The organism is Saccharothrix obliqua (assembly GCF_019375475.1).
Lineage (GTDB): Bacteria > Actinomycetota > Actinomycetes > Mycobacteriales > Pseudonocardiaceae > Actinosynnema > Actinosynnema obliqua.
In genome coordinates, this window is record NZ_JAHXGQ010000021.1 from 23,757 (window position 1) to 38,512 (window position 14,756).

The window sequence follows — 14,756 nt, forward strand, 5'->3', positions numbered from 1 at the left end:
GGGACCAGGGACGACGCGGGGTGGTCAGGATGATGGTGGCCGCCGCATCGACCACCAGGTGGCGGCCGCCGCGGCGGCTACGCCGATGATCCGGTGGACCGCCTGGTCGCACTCCATGAGGGCGGTTCCGGGTCCGGCGTCGTCCACCACGCCCGGTCGGCGCTGCACGGTGGCGTGCCGCAGGTAGGAGGTTTTCCCGGCCCAGTGCAGCAGCCGCTTGAGGGGTTCGCGGCGGTCGATCACGTAGTGGGTCAGCCCGTTGATCGTCGTGCCGACGATCAGGCCGGACCACGGCAGCCGGTAGCCCAGCGCGCGGGTCACGGCGACGGTGGCGGCGGCCTGCCCGGCGCAGTAGGTCGCGACGTGGCGGGCACACGCCTTCCGGGCGCTCCATCCGTGGCCGCCCTTGAGCCGGGCATCCGCGTCGCGTTGGAGGATCTGGTCGCAGGCGGCGTGGACGTCCGACCAGGTGGCCTGTACCGCGGCGTACACGGCCAGCGCCCGCACGGCCCGGTTGTCCGCGCCCTGGGCGCCCAGGGTGTTCCCCGTCCTCGGTCGCCGGCGTCGTCCGGCGTCGGTCCTGGTCCTAGACTCGCGGACGGACGGGCCAGCTAGTCCCTGGCCCGTCCCCTCCCGCGCGGTCACCAGGGTTTCGCTTCCTGGGCGCGGGCCGTCCAGACGCCCAACTGGGCGTCCAGGCGTCGCCTGCGCGCGGCGCGGCCGTGGTGGCGTTCGTGGCGCAGCCACACGCAGATCGCCGTGGCCACGGCGTGGGCGTGCGACCAGTCCCCGGCCGCGACCAGGCGGTCGTAGCGGCGGCGGCCGTCGCGGAAGGTGCGCGCGTCGACCACGGCGAACGGCTTCGCGGGGTCGCGGTGCGGTTCGCGGAGCCGGTCCCACAGGATCACCCCGCCCAGCACCACACCGGCTGCCGCCGGCGGTGTCAGGGCCATCAGCACGGACATGTCGTTCCTCCTCGGTTGCTCAGGCGTTGTCGGGGTCGTCGGGGTGCCAGTCCCGGATTTTGGCGGCCAGGTAGGCGGCGGGGTCGTCGACCCTGGCGGCGATGGCGAGCCTGCCGGTCCCGAGCCGGGTCAGGACCTCGGCGGGGTCGACGTCGTCGCGGTCGCACGCCTCGCGCACCCGGTGGACCAGCGCGCCGTACGCCGCGGACCCGGTGACGGTCTCCGGCGTGATGCCGGTCAGCACCCGCCGCAGCGCGTCGCGGGTGCGCTGTTCCCAGGTCGGCTCGCCGGCGGCGGCGTGCGGGGCGGGGTTGCCCGCGGTGTCGGTCGCGGACGCGGCGCGCACGGCGTTGGCGAGGCCGCGGTCGATGTCGCGGTCGGCCAGGGCGTTGAGCTGCGCGACCAGGTCGGGGTCGAGCCGGCCGAGCAGGTAGCGGGCGGCGTCGTCCTGGTCGGACAGGTACAGGCCGACCAGCGTGGCGTACAGGGCGGCGGCCGCCCTGTGCCCCGCGGGCGGCACGATCGTGGTGTTCATGCGGGCCTCTCTCGTGTGGGTGTTCGTGCTGGTCCGGCGTCGGGGGCGCGCCGGTGGTCGTTCCGGCGCGCCCCCGACGGGTGGTCAGACCTCGTCGTTCTCGGTGTCCTCGTCGTCGTCGCGGTCGGCGTGGTAGCGGGCGTAGTAGTCCTCGAACCGGGTGTTCTCGTCGGTCTGGGCTTGGGCGCGGGCCTGGTCCAGGGGCAGCTCGGGGTCGTCGAGCATGAGCACGCCCGCGTAGCGGTCCACGCTCTGGGAGGTGGCGGGCGAGTACGGGACGGGCTCGACGTCGAGGCCCTGTTGGGCGGCGATCTCCCGGTCGACCAGGGCCAGGGCCTCGCGGGCGACGCGCAGCGCGTTGACCAGCTCGACCAGGTCCTTCTCCCGGTCCTCCTTGACGATGGCCGTCTCGACCTGCTGCCGCATCCGTGCCGCCGCGGCCGCGCGCTCGACCACGCGGACCTCGGCGGCGCGGCGGCGGATGCGGAGGATGTCCTCGATGGTGCGGGTGGCGGTGCGGGTGGCGGTGCTGGTGGCCATGGCCTCTCCCGGTGATCTCGGCGGTGTTCCTGTTGTAGCCCCCAGTCTACTGGTTTTAGCGTTTGAACATGAACGCATTAGTGCGGGTCAGGGGTGCGCGAACGGGTGACGTCGGTCGGGCGACCCGAGGGTCGCGGGATGGGTTGGGGGTCTTCGAGCGGTGTCGGGTCCGGGCCGCGCCCGGCGGGTTCGGGCAGAGCCCGTCCGGCCGGCAGGCCGGTGTCCTGAACCCGGCGGCGGGCACACCGGGGTGGTGTGTGGTGGGTCGTCTCCTCGCGGCGCACCCCGAAGGGGCTGCCGCGGCCCGGACCCGGAGCGCCAGGCGCGTTCCCTGGCGTGGAGCGGTCCGGGGTGTGGCAGGCTCGCCTGCGCCGCGGGGAGACGGCCCTGCCGTTCCGGTGTGCCCGCCGCCGACCACCAGCTCGGCCGCGCCCGCCCGCCTGGCCGGTGGGGCTCCCGGCTCGTTCGTCGACCTCCTCCTGCAGAACGCTCGTTCCCGGCCGGCAGGACGCTGCTCAAGCCCCGGACCAGCGGGAACCTTTTGCCGGAACCTCCTTGGTCCCCTGCTGTGTCGACCGGTGAGCACCGCATCGGCCGCGCCCGACGGCGGCAGGGCCCACGGGTTCTTCCCCTGTCGGTGTCCAGGTGACTGGTGGTGGTTGCGTTCGCGGTGGTGCGGCCCGCGCGACGGGTTTTGCGCCGCTACGCAGCGGGGTGCGCGGGCCGTGCCGCCGGGCCTGGCGGGGTCCAGGGGGCGCTGAGCCCCCTGGTACCGCGCAGGTCGGCGCCGCAAGCTCCGCTTCGCGCGACGGTGATCGCGTGGCCGCGGTCGTCCGGTGCACCGGCCCGGGTCGCGGCACACCGGTGTCCGTGGATTGTGGATGGTCGGTGTATTGCCTGGTCCCGGCCGTGCGGACGTGGGTTGGCGGGTGTCGCCGGACCGGGTGGTTGTGCCGCGCGGCGGCCTGGTCGGCGGCGTCGGGCGGGGGACGATCGCCGTGGTGGTCGACGGGCTCGGGGCGGGAGGTGACGGTCGGGTGGCCGGGGTGGTGCGGGTGGAGGTGAGCGCCGGCGGGCGGTGCTGGATGGACGGGCGGCCGGCGGTGGCCGGGGAACGGCTTCCCGGCCGGGGTCGGCGCGTGCGGCTGCTGTGCCGCCACTGCGATGCCGCGGTGTTCGGCGGACCCGCAGCCCTGGCGGAGCTGCGTGCACAACGCGGGGACCAGCACAGTTAGCGTCACCGGATGCCGTGTGACGCTAACCAGTGGGCGTTGCGGTCCGCCCGCCGCCGGCCGCGTCGACCGGCCGCGCCACGTTCGGGACGGGTGCGGGCAGTGGTGCCGTCCGGTGTTGCCGGGCGCGGGAGACGGCGGGAGCGACGCCGGTCCGGTGGGCTGGTAGTACGCCAATAAAGATCTTGAGTTTGGAAGGTTCGAGAAGCCTCGCCGACGTCACGCGACCGGCCGTGACGTTAACCGATCATGGCGTCTACCTGGGCGAACGCGCCATCGGAGGTGACGGTCTCCTGGTCGAGGACCATGCACCGCAGGTCGAGGTCGTGGGGCAGCACGGGTGGCTGGTCGAGTAGCACCGCGCCGGCGGCGACGAGGAACACGCGCAGCGTCGCGTCGGACCCGCGCTTGTGGCGGATGCCCTGGTAGAGCAGGTAGGCGGCGTTCCACCAGGCGGTGGTGTCCTCCGGCTCGGCGGCGCCCAGGAGGCCCATCCCGGCGCCCCAGCAGAGGTCGCGGGACCAGGTCGGCGCGCTGACGGCGTAGATGGGTTGGCCTCCGGTCTCCATGCGGGAGACGTCGTGGCCGCGGGCTGCTCGGCGGGCGGCCAGGTGCTCGGCGATCCGGGTGGCGACGCGGCCTCGGACCAGGGCGTTTCCGGTGATCGTGTGTCCGTCGGGGAGCTGGACGGGGTTGCGCAGGACGTCGCGGTGGACGTGTTCGGCGGCGAACCGGGCGTGGGCGAGTTGGCCGTAGTGGAGCAGGACGTCGTGGGCGGGGGTCGGCGTGCCGCCCACGTACTGGCGGAGTTGGTCGTCCCAGTCCGCGCCGTCGCGGTGGCGGCCGACGTAGCCCAACCGGTCGGCGTTCGAGCCGGCCTTGTCGAGGCTGAGCAGTACGCGTTGGGCTTCCAGGAGGGTGCCGCGCGAGTCGGGGGTGTTCAGGGCGAGCGAGTAGCGCCAGGCGTGGGCCTCGGCGTAGGCGGTCCACAGCAGCATGGCCCGGGCCTGGGGAGACGTCGTGTCGCGGAGATCATTGGCCAGGCGGACGCGCAGCCGTTCGGCCTCGGTGGCCTGGTGCTGGGCGAACTCGGCGACCAGGCGGCGGCGTTGTGGGGAGGTTGTGCGGAGCGCGAGGTGCGGGGTCGGGAAGCATGTCGCGGTGATTGGTCGGGCCATGGCTTCACCCTCGGCCACCGGGCCGGCCGACGGGAACGGGTTGACCGTTGCCCGAACGGTGTTAGTCGTGCGCCGGTGTTCGGCCGGAACAGATCGGCGCAGTGCGATTCACCGAGCGGCCGTTGGGCGGGCCGGGTCGGCACCCGGCGACTTCCCTACGGGGGGTCGTACTCTCCGGGGCCGTGGAGACGTGGACGGCGAAGCAGGTCGCGGTGGCGGCCGGGCGGGCGCCGCAGTCGGCGCGGGATCTGGTGCGCTCGTTGGGCCTGGCGGCGGTCGACCGGGACATGGAGACCGGGGCGAAGCTGTACTCGCGGGACCAGGCGGAGGCGGCGTTGGCCGCTCGGCCGGGGCAGGGCAACCGGTCGGACCTGGGCAAACGCAAGCGTGCGTTCACGAAGGCGGAGCTGGCGGAGGTCAACTCGTGGGCGCGGCGTGCGAAGCGGTCGCTGGCCAAGGCGGCCGAGCTGGGCGAGGGTCGGGCCGCGACGGCGTTGCGGACGACCGCGGAGCAGATGGAGCGGCTGGTAGAGGCGGCGCGGCGGTTCCCGCTGTACGCGATGCACCCGGGCGTCGGGAACGCCCACCACCGGCCGTACCTGGTCGCGCCGGAGATGGGGCGCCAACTGGAGTATCTGGCGCAGAACGCCCATCGGCAGGGCGAGCGGTATCCGCAGCTGTGGGACGAGATGGACGCGCTGGTGGCTCACCTGGTGAAGCTGGTCGACTTGGCGGCGTCGGGGCGTCCGTACGACCTGCATGGTTAGCGTCACGGCGTTCGTTGTGACGTTATCGGCCGCTGGGTGCGGTCGCTCGTGGCGGACGTCCTGAGCGACCCGCTGAGGACTTGGCGTGCCTGGTCCGGGCGGGTGTGCCGCCAACGCGCCAGAGGGGGTCCTGGCGGCCGTGGTGGACGGTCATGGGCGCGTTCGCCACGGTGGTCAGGTCGTCGTTGTCACCGGTGCCGTCGACCAAGCGGTCGATCGTGGCGTCGAGTTCGTCGCGGCGCGCGAGCCAGGCCCGCCAGGTGTCGACGTCGTCGGGGCTCATGGCCTCCAGGCGGTCGCGGCACACCTGCCGACGTTGCTCCTGCTCGCCGGGGGCCAGAGCCGCCCACCAGGCACGTTGGCGCAATCGACTGGAGGCCACGGCGGCCACCTCGCGGGGGGCTTCAGGGTAAGTCGCCTTGATTCCTTCAGAGTGAGCTGAAGTCGGGGCCGGGGAGGGCCAGCGGGTGCGTTCGAGGGTGTGGCGGGCGGCTAGGCGGGAGGGGTCGGAGTGCCCGTGGGTGCGGGGGCGGGGGGGTGTACAAGACCTGTGCCAGGTTTCGCCAGCGGCCTGCTCGCGGAGTCTGTTGAGCACTCGTTGGGCGGCGGGTCCGAGGGTGAACACGTCGCAGTCCTGGCCGTCGAGCTTGTGGCTGGCGACCACCCGGACCAGCCCTGATGCGATGGCGTCGGCGAGTCGGGCCTGGACGGTGGTGGTGGACAGGCGGCTCTCCACGGCCATGCGGCGGCGGCTGATGCGGCCCGCGGTGGTTGCGATGGCCTCGACCACGGTGTCGATGAGCGCGGCGAGGGATCGGCGGGCCTGCGGGCGGCGGGCGGCCAGCTCGGGGTCGGCAGCGGCGGCCTGGTGGACGGCTTCGCGGACCAGCTCGTGCTGGACGGAGTCCAGGTGGCTGGGGCGGAGGGCCTGGGCGGTGCCGGGCAGGCGGTAGCGGCGGCGGCGTTCGCTGCGGGCCTCGGCCAGGGCCAGCGGCCAGGTGCGCGCGACCCACTCCCCCGTGTCCTTGGCGGTCCTACCTGGGCATTCGCGGGTCAGCCAGGTCCAGGCGGCGGTGCCGTCGAGGTCGCGGCCAGTCTTGAGCGCCTTCTCGGCGGCGACCTTGGTGTAGGCGGCGAACAGCAGGTAGTCGCGCCAGTCCCGTTCGCCGCGCTCGGCCACGCCGGAGGTCTCGGTGGCGGCCCAGACCTCGGCCGGGGTGAACCCGGCGCGGAGCATCGCGCACGCGATGCCGAACGCCTCGCCGGACGGGGTGTCGTCCGGGGCGGGCTCGACGAACTCGACGTCCTCGGCCGGCTGCACGGGCGTGCGGGTCTGGGTCGCGGCCGCGCTTCGGGTGGCCTGTCGTTGCTGGTCCGGGGCGGTTCGGCGCGGCCGGGACGATCCCGCGCGGCTGCGGCGGCGTGGCCGGTCGACGTGCTCCTGGCTGTGGTCCTGGTGCTCGTCGACGTCGGCGAGCAACGCCGCGGCGGTGGCGGCGGTCAGGGTTCCGCCGAGAACGCGGTCGGGCAGGCCGTGGCGGTGGCCGGTGGACAGCACGCGCAGCGGGCGGCGCGGCTCGGCGGTGAGTGGGAAGGCGCGTTCCAGCTCGCGGCACAGCAGCCGCAGGGCGCGGCGTTTGGCCTGGTCCCGGCCCAGGTGGACGATCAGGTGGCCATTGCCGGGGCGGCCGGATTCGCGCACCAGGTATGGGGCGTCGTGGTCGACGCACCAGGCGACCAGGCGGTCCATCGCGGCCTGGCCGGCGACGGGCTCGGCGTCGGGGCGCAGGTCGACGTCGACCCCGGCGAACTCGCTGCGCAGGGTGCCGACCAGGGCGACGGCCAGCCGGGAGTTGCGCAGGGCGGCCAGGGCGTCGAACAGGTCGCGCAGCGCGCGACCGCCGGCGGTGCCGACAGCCCGGTTGTCCGGGTCGATGAGCACGAACGGTCCCGTGAACAAGGACACGTCGAGCTTGAGGTAGCGGGCCCGCAGCGAACGCGAGGAAACGTCGGGACCAGCGGAAACGCTGCTCCGAGCGGGTGAAGATGAGACCGGTGGGGTGAACACGGCCGGCGTGTCGCCAGGCAGTGCTTCGCCGCACCGGGAGACCTGTGCGATGATTTCTCCCAGTGGAACTGACCACCGCGACGTCTGGGCCCGTTAAACCACAGGACGTCGCAACGGTCGTATTCGGTTGTGACGAAGGCGTTCGGCACGTGGGGTAGTTGGCAGCTACTCCGCCGGGCGCCTTTCGTCGTGTCTAGGCGCTGGTTGTCAGGCGCTCAGTTGAAGTCCCTCCTGCGGGTCGTAGGGCACGCCTACGACGCCGGCGAGCTGGGTCCCGATGTAGTCGTTCAGGGACATCCCCGCTGCCCTGGCCTTGGCGCGCACGGCTGCGGAGAAGTCGACCGGCAGGCGCAGCGTGTGCCTGTCGCGCTCTCCCTTGTAGGTCTTCTTCTTCGCCATGTGCGGATTCATACCGTGGTTGACGTCAGGAACGACGGAGGCACGCCGGACGTGATCGAGAGATTTTCGTCCGTTCGGGTGTTTCAATGAGCTGGTGCGGGGGAGGTGTCCCGGGGGTTCCCGGGGTCCGGCGCGGGTCGGGGGCTTGCGCCGGCCGCACCCGCGAGGTGGTCTGGGAGGCGTGGGCAGACGGGCCCCTTACGCTGGTCCGGGGCACTTGCGGCAGGGTCTGGGGGACGTCCACTGCCAGGTCGTCCCCCGGACCCGAGCACCGGATCCGCGGTCAGTCGGCCGTGAGGCCGTTCTCGTCGATCTTCTTGCCCAGCATCTCGGCCGTGGCCGTCCAGCCGATCGCGTCGTCGTCGTCGTTGGCGGTCGGGGCGGCGGTGACGAGAAGGGTGGCGGTGATTTACATGTGTCGAACTCTTTCAGGGGTCCAGGCCCGGCCAGTGGCGTTCTTAGCGGGAAGATGCTGGTCCGGGCCTGTTCTCGGATATATAAGGCGAGTTAGGTTATATAGCGTCCTTGGTCAACTACGGACACCCGACCAGGTACGCCTTCGGGCGCGCGTACGGACGCGCGTCCGTACGCGCGCCCGTACGCGCGTCCGCGCGGGTACGCGGTTGCGGGCCTGGGGTCAAGCCCGAGTCCGGGCGCGAATGCGGGCCCGAGCGCGTGTCCGTGCTTGATCGCGGGCACGTATGGGTGTAGGTACGTGCACGCGTGCCCCCGGTCGGACGGGCACCGGAGTGGGAGGGCGGGCCCGGATGCAGACCTTCGAGGTGGAGGAGGCTCCACTGTTCGAGCTGGTCCCCGCGATGCGGGCCCATTTCCGCACGGCGTTGGCGGGGAAGATCCTCGCGGTCGAGTCGGACAAGGGCGGGCTGGGGAAGACCACGATCGCGGTGGAACTCGCCTACAACCTGGACGCGGTGCTGGTGGACGCGGACTGGCACGACGGGAACGCGGCGCGCTCGCTGGGCTGGCGTCACGAGACCAGGGCGCAGTCGCCGATGCTGCGGGCGATCGAGGGCGGCTTCGTGCCGCGGCCGATCAGCGGTGGCACGATGCGGCCGGACCTTGTCGCCGCAGGTCCGGAGCTTGAGCACAACCAGCCGCCCGCGTCCGTGATGGCGGACGCGCTGACGGCGTGGGCGGCCAGCTACGGCCGACCGATCGTGGTGGACACCCACCCGGGCGGCGGTGAGGCCGCCAACGGCGCTGCGGAGGCCGCGCACGCGGTGGTGACGCCGGTCCCGCTGCGGCAGAAGGAGTTGGACGCGCTGGCCGGATGGGTGCGGCTGATGGCCGGCTACCCGCTGATCGTCGTGCCGAACATGGTGCCGCGCGTGCCGCCAGCGGGGCAGCTCGACTACTTGGAGAAGATCGCCAAGGAGCACGACCTGCCGGTGACCTCGCCGGTACCGCACGCGGTGGCGATCGAGCGGCGGCGGGCGCGCACGGCGGTGTCGTCGATGTCGTTGTGGGGCGAGGGCAAGATTGGGCCGCGGTACGAGCCGTTCATCCGGGCCATGCTGGCCGTGACGACGGAGGTGGCCGACCGTGTCGGGTAACGGGTTGGACAAGATGCGCCAGCAGCGCGCGGAGCGGGCCCGGAACAAGCCGAAGCCCCGTCACCCCCGGACCGACACCGGCCCGGACCAGGGCGAAGTGGAAGACCCGCCGGCCGGCCAGCAACCGCCGGCCTCACCAGAGACCGCCGACGCGGACACGACCGGGACGCCGGGCTCGGCGGAGCAGCCCCAGGTCCTGGTGGTCGAGCAGCCCGCGGTCCCGGTCGAGGAGTCGCCTCCGGCACCGGACACCAGGGAGGTTCCGGCGCCGCCGAGGCCGGAGATCCCCGCGCCGAAGCCGGAGGTCCCGAACCCGACCGCGGGCGACGGCGGACGGCGACGGACGACGGCGGCCGGGCGGAGTCGGGCAGGACGTCAACCGGCGCCGGCCACGGGTGCGGTGGTAAGCCTGCGCGGCGAAGAGGAGCGCAAGCAGGTCGAGGTCGACGCGCTGAGCTGGGCGGCGAGCGTCCGGAAGATCGCGGAACGCGAACAGCACGTCATGGACTCGATCCGCGAGGCGCTGGCCGCGGGGACGCCGGTCGAGCTGATCACGGCCGCGCTGGTCCAGGCCGAAGCGCGGGCCGGTGCGTCGTTCTCGCCGCAGGTCCGGGCGCTGCTGGGGCAACGCCGGCAGGCACGCTAGGCGGTTGCGCGATTCACCCCGGCGAGTACACATAAGATAAGTTGACTTAACTGAGGGGGTAGGTGTGGGCGACCAGCCGGCGGACGGAGGGGAAGACCTCGACCAGGAGGCCGCGGTCGGTGGGGTCGAGCCGGACGCGGTGCCGGTGGCGGGGGAGACCACGTGGGAAGCGCTGGCCCGCAAGCGCAGGCTGCGGGCCCGGCTGGACAAGGAGATCGCGGAAGGCAACCTCCAGGCGATCCTCGACTCCAGGGCTGCCGGGGTCTCCACGGAGGACCTGGCGCAGATGTGGAGCGTGACCAAGGCGTGGATCTACACGATCGCGCCGGTCCGCGTCTCCGGCCGTAAGGCTGGGACCAGGAAGAACAGCAGGCAGAAGGACCGTTAGAGCAAAGCGACCCCGGGCGGTGCGGCGAACACCGGCCGGGGCCGAGTGGACAAAGATTGGATCTTGACACCCTATGTCCGACACCAATGGTAGGGCCCTCGGGGCCACCGCAAACAGCACTCCTTTGGTCACCAACGGGGGACCGTCTGGTAGCCCCGGCGGTTACGTGACCACGCTGGACGACACAGCGCCGTTCGAGGCGGTGGACAAGGCGGCGGCGCGCGGCCGGGTGGTGACCACGCAGGGGGAGCCGACGTCCTCGCTGCGCGAGGACAACGAAGGGCTGCGGGAGCGGGTGACCGCGGCGCAGGAACGCGTCGCCCTGCAGAACGACAAGGCGCTGCGCGAAGCCCGCTGGGGCCAGGAGCTGGACGACGAACTCGACGAGGATCGGAAGGTCCAGGACCAGATCGCGGACGCGCGGCGCGCGGCCGAACTGGAGGTTGAGCTGGCCCGCATCGCCAGCGAGAAGAAGGTCGACCTGGCGCGGATCGGGAAGCAGGAGAAGGTCCGCAAGAAGCGCACCAAGCAGGACGTCGCCTCCGACAACGCCAAGATCGGCCGCGAGGTTCGCAGGCAGCGGTTCGACGACCGCATGGCGGACCTGACGCTGGGCGTGGAGCTGTGGAAGGCGCGGGCGGCCGCGCAGTGGGAGCGGTTGACCGACCCGGCCAGCAAGCTCGCCCTGCTGTACCGCACGCAGTGGATCGTCATGGGAGCCCTGGGCCTGCTGGCGCTGGGCGGCATCGCCTGGACCGCGCACGGCGTGAAGGTGGCCCTGGTGGGCGAGGGCGGCAACCCGGTGGCCTACGTGGTGGAACCGCTGGCCAGCGTGTCGTTCCTGGTCCTGATGGCACTGCACGCCATCGCCGCCATGTTCGGCCGTCAGTTCCCCGCCAAGGGGGAGACGGGCCAGAAGATCCTGGTCCACGGTCTGGAGATCGGCCTGGGCGTGGCGATCGTGGCGGTCAACGTCAGCCCGGTCCTCCCGCTGGTCGGCGGCACCTGGGGGGGCACGCCGGTGTTTCTGGGCAAGCTGCTGCCGCCCATGCTGATCGTGGTCGCGGTGGTGCTGATGACGCTGGCCAACAGGTTTTTCAGCGGCCTGCTGGTCGACCTGTTCCCCGGCCAGGTCGACGGCGGCCGGCTGGGCGACGAGACGGCCAGGCTGCTCGACAACGTGGAGCTGGTGAAGGCGGCCGTGGAGCGGGGCGAGCTGAAGCCGGAGGACGGCAAGGTCTCGCCCTCGGCGACGAAGATCGCCGCATACCTCAACATCCGCAAGGGCGACGCCGGTCTGGTCCGCGAAGTGATCAACCGACCGGCCCCGGCTCGGGCCTGACCGCCTATAGGTCGGTGGGGGCGGGCGGCTGGGCTGTTCGCCTCCGGACCTGGACATATTTCAGGTGGCTGGTGGCGTTGGCATCATGGTGACGACCCGCACACGTCTCGTGATCAGCGCTGGTCACCGAGTGAAAAGCGCCGCGGGGTGTCGGGGTCGGCACGTACGGTGCGAACGAGTGCACTGGACTGGGCGTAGGCGGGGCGGTTCCCCTGACCGGGGGAACCGTGCCGGGTGCGCCTGCACCGGCCAGGAGCACGGCAGGGGACAGGATTCGGCCTCCCGTCCCCGGCCGCTGGCACACGGAGCACGTCCTAAAGCGAAGGGACTCCACGTGCGTACGGACAAGTCTGTCAGGTGGGGACAACGCAAGACTACGGCCCTGGGGGTCGCGGGCCTTGCGGGTGCCTACCTGCTCGACACCATCGGCGAGGACGGCTCGGGGATCGAGAACGCCCTGGACTACCTCGTCGTGCCCGGCTACACCGCAGGCGGCCTGGCCATCGCGGGTGCCTACGCCCACCGGCGCTGGTACTTCGGTGAACACCAGCAGTTGGTGCGGGCGCTGGGTGAGGACGGGTGGATCAACCAGCACGACCTGCGCGCGGCCGTCGGCGCCGCGGCGCTGTACCGCAACGCGTCGTACCACCGGCCCGAGCTGCCGGCGCGGCGGTCGTTCCGCCGCCACCAGGTGCCCACCGAGTACGGGTTCGACCTGGGCGGGCTGGTCAGCGGCCACACCGGCCGGTGTTGGCGGCACCCGCTGGGGCGGCACGGCCAGCACATCTACAGCCCCTACGGGCGGGGCGTGCGCATCATCGGCCGGCCCGGCTCGGGTAAGTCGGAGTACCTGACCAACCTCGCACTGGACTTCCCGGGCGCGGCGGTGATCACGTCGACCAAGCTGGAGCTGTGGGAGGCCACGGCGGCGGTGCGCGGGCTGCTCGGCCCGACGTGGCTGTTCAACCCGACCGGGCTGGGCAACGTGCCCAGCACGTTCGGCTGGGACCCGGTGTCGGGCTGCATGAACGGCGAGGTCGCCCAAGCACGGGCGGAAGCGCTGGTCCGGGGCGGCGGCGGTGCGGAAGGCATCAACCGGTCGGACTTCTGGGCGAAGAAGGGCGTGGAGATCATCCGCTGCTACCTGATGGCGGCGGCGCTGGCGGGCTACGACATGGGCGCGGTGCACTACTGGGCGACGAACTTCGAGGACCGCACCCCGGTCGGCATCCTCCAGGCGCACCCGATGCACGTGCCGCACGGCTGGGTCAGCACGCTGGAGTCCTCGATGGACGCCTCGCACAACACCCGCACCGGCTACATCGCCACCGTGACCTCCTGCGTCGGTTTCATGGACAACCCGATCGTCGCGGCGGCGTGCCGGCCACGGGCCGCCGATTCCTTCGACGTGCGCGAGTTCATCGCGCAGCGCGGCACCCTCTACGCCGTGGGCTCGCAGAACAGCACGAAGCTCGCACCGCTGCTCACCGCGTTGACGGAGTACATCTTCGACGGCATCAAGCGGGTGGCGGCGGAGTACGTGGCGCCGCGCAACAAGCACGGTGAGGCGATCGGTAAGGACGGCCGGTTGCCGTTGGGCGCGGCGATGCTGATGGACGAGATCGCGCAGCAGACCCCGGTGGAGCTGGACAAGATGGCGGCCGACAGCCGCGGGGCGAACATCACCATCGCCGCGGTGTTCCAGAGCGAGGCGCAGCCGCGCATCACCTGGGGTCCGGACGGGGCGCAGACGATCAAGGAGTCGTTGCCGACGAAGGTGTTCATGGGCGGCATCGCCGACCCGGCGGCACGGCGGGAGACCGCCGCGTTGGCGGGCACGCGCCGGGTGGCGCGGACCAGCGAGGGCGAGTCGACGCACGGCAAGGGCATCATCAAGTCCCGTAGCCGGCACACCCAGACGGTCGAGGAGCCCGTGATGCACGAGAACGTGCTGTTGGGGATGCCGCTGGGCTACGCGTTCGTCCACGGCGCGTACGAGGGTGCGCGCGGTGGCGTGGTGCGGTTCGAGCTGGGGCACAAGCGGGTCGCGCGGGAGAAGCGGCGGCTGCGGCGGGCGCTGGGCGACGCGCCGGCGCGCGAGGTGGAGCTGGTCGACGAGCACGGCCTGGGCGCGGGGGTCCGCGCATGACCGGTCCCGACACCGGAACCGCCGGTCCGGGCGTCCCCAGCCGGGACCGGCTGCTGATCGACCTCGGTCAGGAACTGCGCGCCATGCGCACCGAGCTGCGCGAGTTCCAGGACAAGCACGGCCGGCTGGTGCGGGACGTGTCCGAGGTGATCGGCCCGGACCTGGGCACGCTGCGCGCCGACGTCGCGGAGCTGCGCGGCCTGGTCGACGCGCTCATGGAGGAACCCGGCGGCGCGGCCGAAGAGGTCGTGCTGCACTGGCCCGACCTGACCGCCGACGAGGCCGCCGAAGCCTGGGACCAGCTCGGACAGTGGGTCCACACCACGATGGGCTACTGGTTCGAGGTCACCCGCAAGCAGCTTCCGGACTGCTGGCCGCTGCACCGCTCGGCGCTGTTGCAGCTGTGGGCGCTGCGGCTGATGTACGAGGACGCGCACACCAGCGGCCGGGCCTCGCCGCTGGGGATGATCGAGTGGAACACCCGCTGGCTGGACGCGGCGCTGAAGAAGATCGCCGACGCCATCCCGGACACGATGTGCCGGGCGGTGGCAGGCGGACCCGGTCAGCACCTGGTGGCCGGTCAGCAGGCCGAACAGCAGGCGCGGATCGCGGCGGCCCGCAAGGTTCCCCAGGTCATCGCGGAGGCCCAAGCGATGAAGGCGGCCCGCCAGGCTCGTGAAGCTGCTGCGGCGGCTGCGGCGGCCGGGCAACCGGGTGCGGGCAGTCCGTACTCGATCCCCCAGTACGCCGCGGGAACGGCAGGCACGGCGGCGCAGCCCGCGGCCACGGCGGGTCAGGCTGCGGGTTGGACCGGGGTGGCGGCGGAGGACGAGGTCACCGACCCGAAGTATTGGGGTGAGTACCTGCGCCAGGCGCGCGAACTGGACCTGGCCTGGCGGCGCGAGCGGGATGCCCGCCTGGCCGCTGCGGCGGTCGCCGACCCGTCCAGCACGTAGCCGGACCAGCACGAACA

Annotated in this window: 15 protein-coding genes; 8 read left to right on the top strand and 7 right to left on the bottom strand. The window is 72.4% G+C overall.

Annotated features, from left to right (window positions below; genetic code table 11):
* Positions 1 to 24 precede the first annotated feature (24 nt).
* The 4 genes from KZQ38_RS35005 to KZQ38_RS35020 all read right to left on the bottom strand — a co-directional run bounded on the left by KZQ38_RS35005 (position 25) and on the right by KZQ38_RS35020 (position 2,040).
* On the bottom strand, positions 25 to 507 hold the full coding sequence (locus KZQ38_RS35005) for a hypothetical protein (protein WP_219448324.1): 483 nt from the start codon (positions 505 to 507) through the stop codon (positions 25 to 27).
* Positions 508 to 641: 134 nt separating this feature from the next.
* On the bottom strand, positions 642 to 965 hold the full coding sequence (locus tag KZQ38_RS35010) for a hypothetical protein (protein ID WP_219448325.1): 324 nt from the start codon (positions 963 to 965) through the stop codon (positions 642 to 644).
* 19 nt (positions 966 to 984) lie between these two features.
* Entirely contained in the window at positions 985 to 1,500 is a 516-nt protein-coding gene (locus KZQ38_RS35015; protein WP_219448326.1) for a hypothetical protein, read from the bottom strand.
* Between the two features lie 84 nt (positions 1,501 to 1,584).
* Positions 1,585 to 2,040 carry a hypothetical protein gene (locus KZQ38_RS35020; RefSeq protein WP_219448327.1) on the bottom strand — a complete coding sequence of 152 codons (456 nt, stop codon included), beginning with the start codon at positions 2,038 to 2,040 and terminating at the stop codon, positions 1,585 to 1,587.
* Between the two features lie 881 nt (positions 2,041 to 2,921).
* Between KZQ38_RS35020 and KZQ38_RS35025 the strand changes: the two genes are divergently transcribed.
* On the top strand, positions 2,922 to 3,275 hold the full coding sequence (locus KZQ38_RS35025) for a hypothetical protein (RefSeq protein WP_219448328.1): 354 nt from the start codon (positions 2,922 to 2,924) through the stop codon (positions 3,273 to 3,275).
* A 236-nt stretch (positions 3,276 to 3,511) separates the two neighbouring features.
* On the opposite strand, the gene KZQ38_RS35030 is transcribed toward KZQ38_RS35025, so the two are convergent.
* Entirely contained in the window at positions 3,512 to 4,450 is a 939-nt protein-coding gene (locus tag KZQ38_RS35030; RefSeq protein WP_219448329.1) for a hypothetical protein, read from the bottom strand.
* 182 nt (positions 4,451 to 4,632) lie between these two features.
* Here KZQ38_RS35030 and KZQ38_RS35035 point away from each other — a divergent pair, with 182 nt between their 5' ends.
* On the top strand, positions 4,633 to 5,217 hold the full coding sequence (locus tag KZQ38_RS35035) for a hypothetical protein (RefSeq protein ID WP_219448330.1): 585 nt from the start codon (positions 4,633 to 4,635) through the stop codon (positions 5,215 to 5,217).
* 22 nt (positions 5,218 to 5,239) lie between these two features.
* On the opposite strand, the gene KZQ38_RS35040 is transcribed toward KZQ38_RS35035, so the two are convergent.
* A complete protein-coding gene (locus KZQ38_RS35040; RefSeq protein ID WP_219448331.1) occupies positions 5,240 to 7,183 on the bottom strand; it encodes a hypothetical protein in 1,944 nt (647 codons plus the stop codon).
* A gap of 309 nt (positions 7,184 to 7,492) precedes the next feature.
* Positions 7,493 to 7,684 (bottom strand): hypothetical protein, encoded by a 192-nt coding sequence (locus KZQ38_RS35045; protein WP_219448332.1) that lies wholly within the window; start codon positions 7,682 to 7,684, stop codon positions 7,493 to 7,495.
* A 767-nt stretch (positions 7,685 to 8,451) separates the two neighbouring features.
* On the opposite strand from KZQ38_RS35045, the gene KZQ38_RS35050 reads away from it, so the two are divergent.
* The 6 genes from KZQ38_RS35050 (at position 8,452) to KZQ38_RS35075 (ending at position 14,739) form a co-directional block, all read left to right on the top strand.
* A complete protein-coding gene (locus tag KZQ38_RS35050) occupies positions 8,452 to 9,258 on the top strand; it encodes a ParA family protein (RefSeq protein WP_219448333.1) in 807 nt (268 codons plus the stop codon).
* The gene (locus KZQ38_RS35055) at positions 9,248 to 9,904 is read left to right on the top strand and encodes a hypothetical protein (RefSeq protein WP_219448334.1); all 657 of its coding nucleotides are present in this window, start codon (positions 9,248 to 9,250) and stop codon (positions 9,902 to 9,904) included. The genes KZQ38_RS35050 and KZQ38_RS35055 overlap by 11 nt, the downstream gene beginning before the upstream one ends.
* 64 nt (positions 9,905 to 9,968) lie before the next feature.
* Positions 9,969 to 10,292: a hypothetical protein gene (locus KZQ38_RS35060; protein ID WP_219448335.1), complete on the top strand. Its 324-nt coding sequence runs from the start codon at positions 9,969 to 9,971 to the stop codon at positions 10,290 to 10,292.
* Between the two features lie 166 nt (positions 10,293 to 10,458).
* Positions 10,459 to 11,634 (top strand): hypothetical protein, encoded by a 1,176-nt coding sequence (locus tag KZQ38_RS35065; protein ID WP_219448336.1) that lies wholly within the window; start codon positions 10,459 to 10,461, stop codon positions 11,632 to 11,634.
* A gap of 334 nt (positions 11,635 to 11,968) precedes the next feature.
* Positions 11,969 to 13,783: a type IV secretory system conjugative DNA transfer family protein gene (locus tag KZQ38_RS37400; protein WP_219448337.1), complete on the top strand. Its 1,815-nt coding sequence runs from the start codon at positions 11,969 to 11,971 to the stop codon at positions 13,781 to 13,783.
* A complete protein-coding gene (locus KZQ38_RS35075) occupies positions 13,780 to 14,739 on the top strand; it encodes a hypothetical protein (protein ID WP_219448338.1) in 960 nt (319 codons plus the stop codon). Before KZQ38_RS37400 ends, KZQ38_RS35075 begins: the two co-directional genes overlap by 4 nt.
* Positions 14,740 to 14,756: the final 17 nt, after the last annotated feature.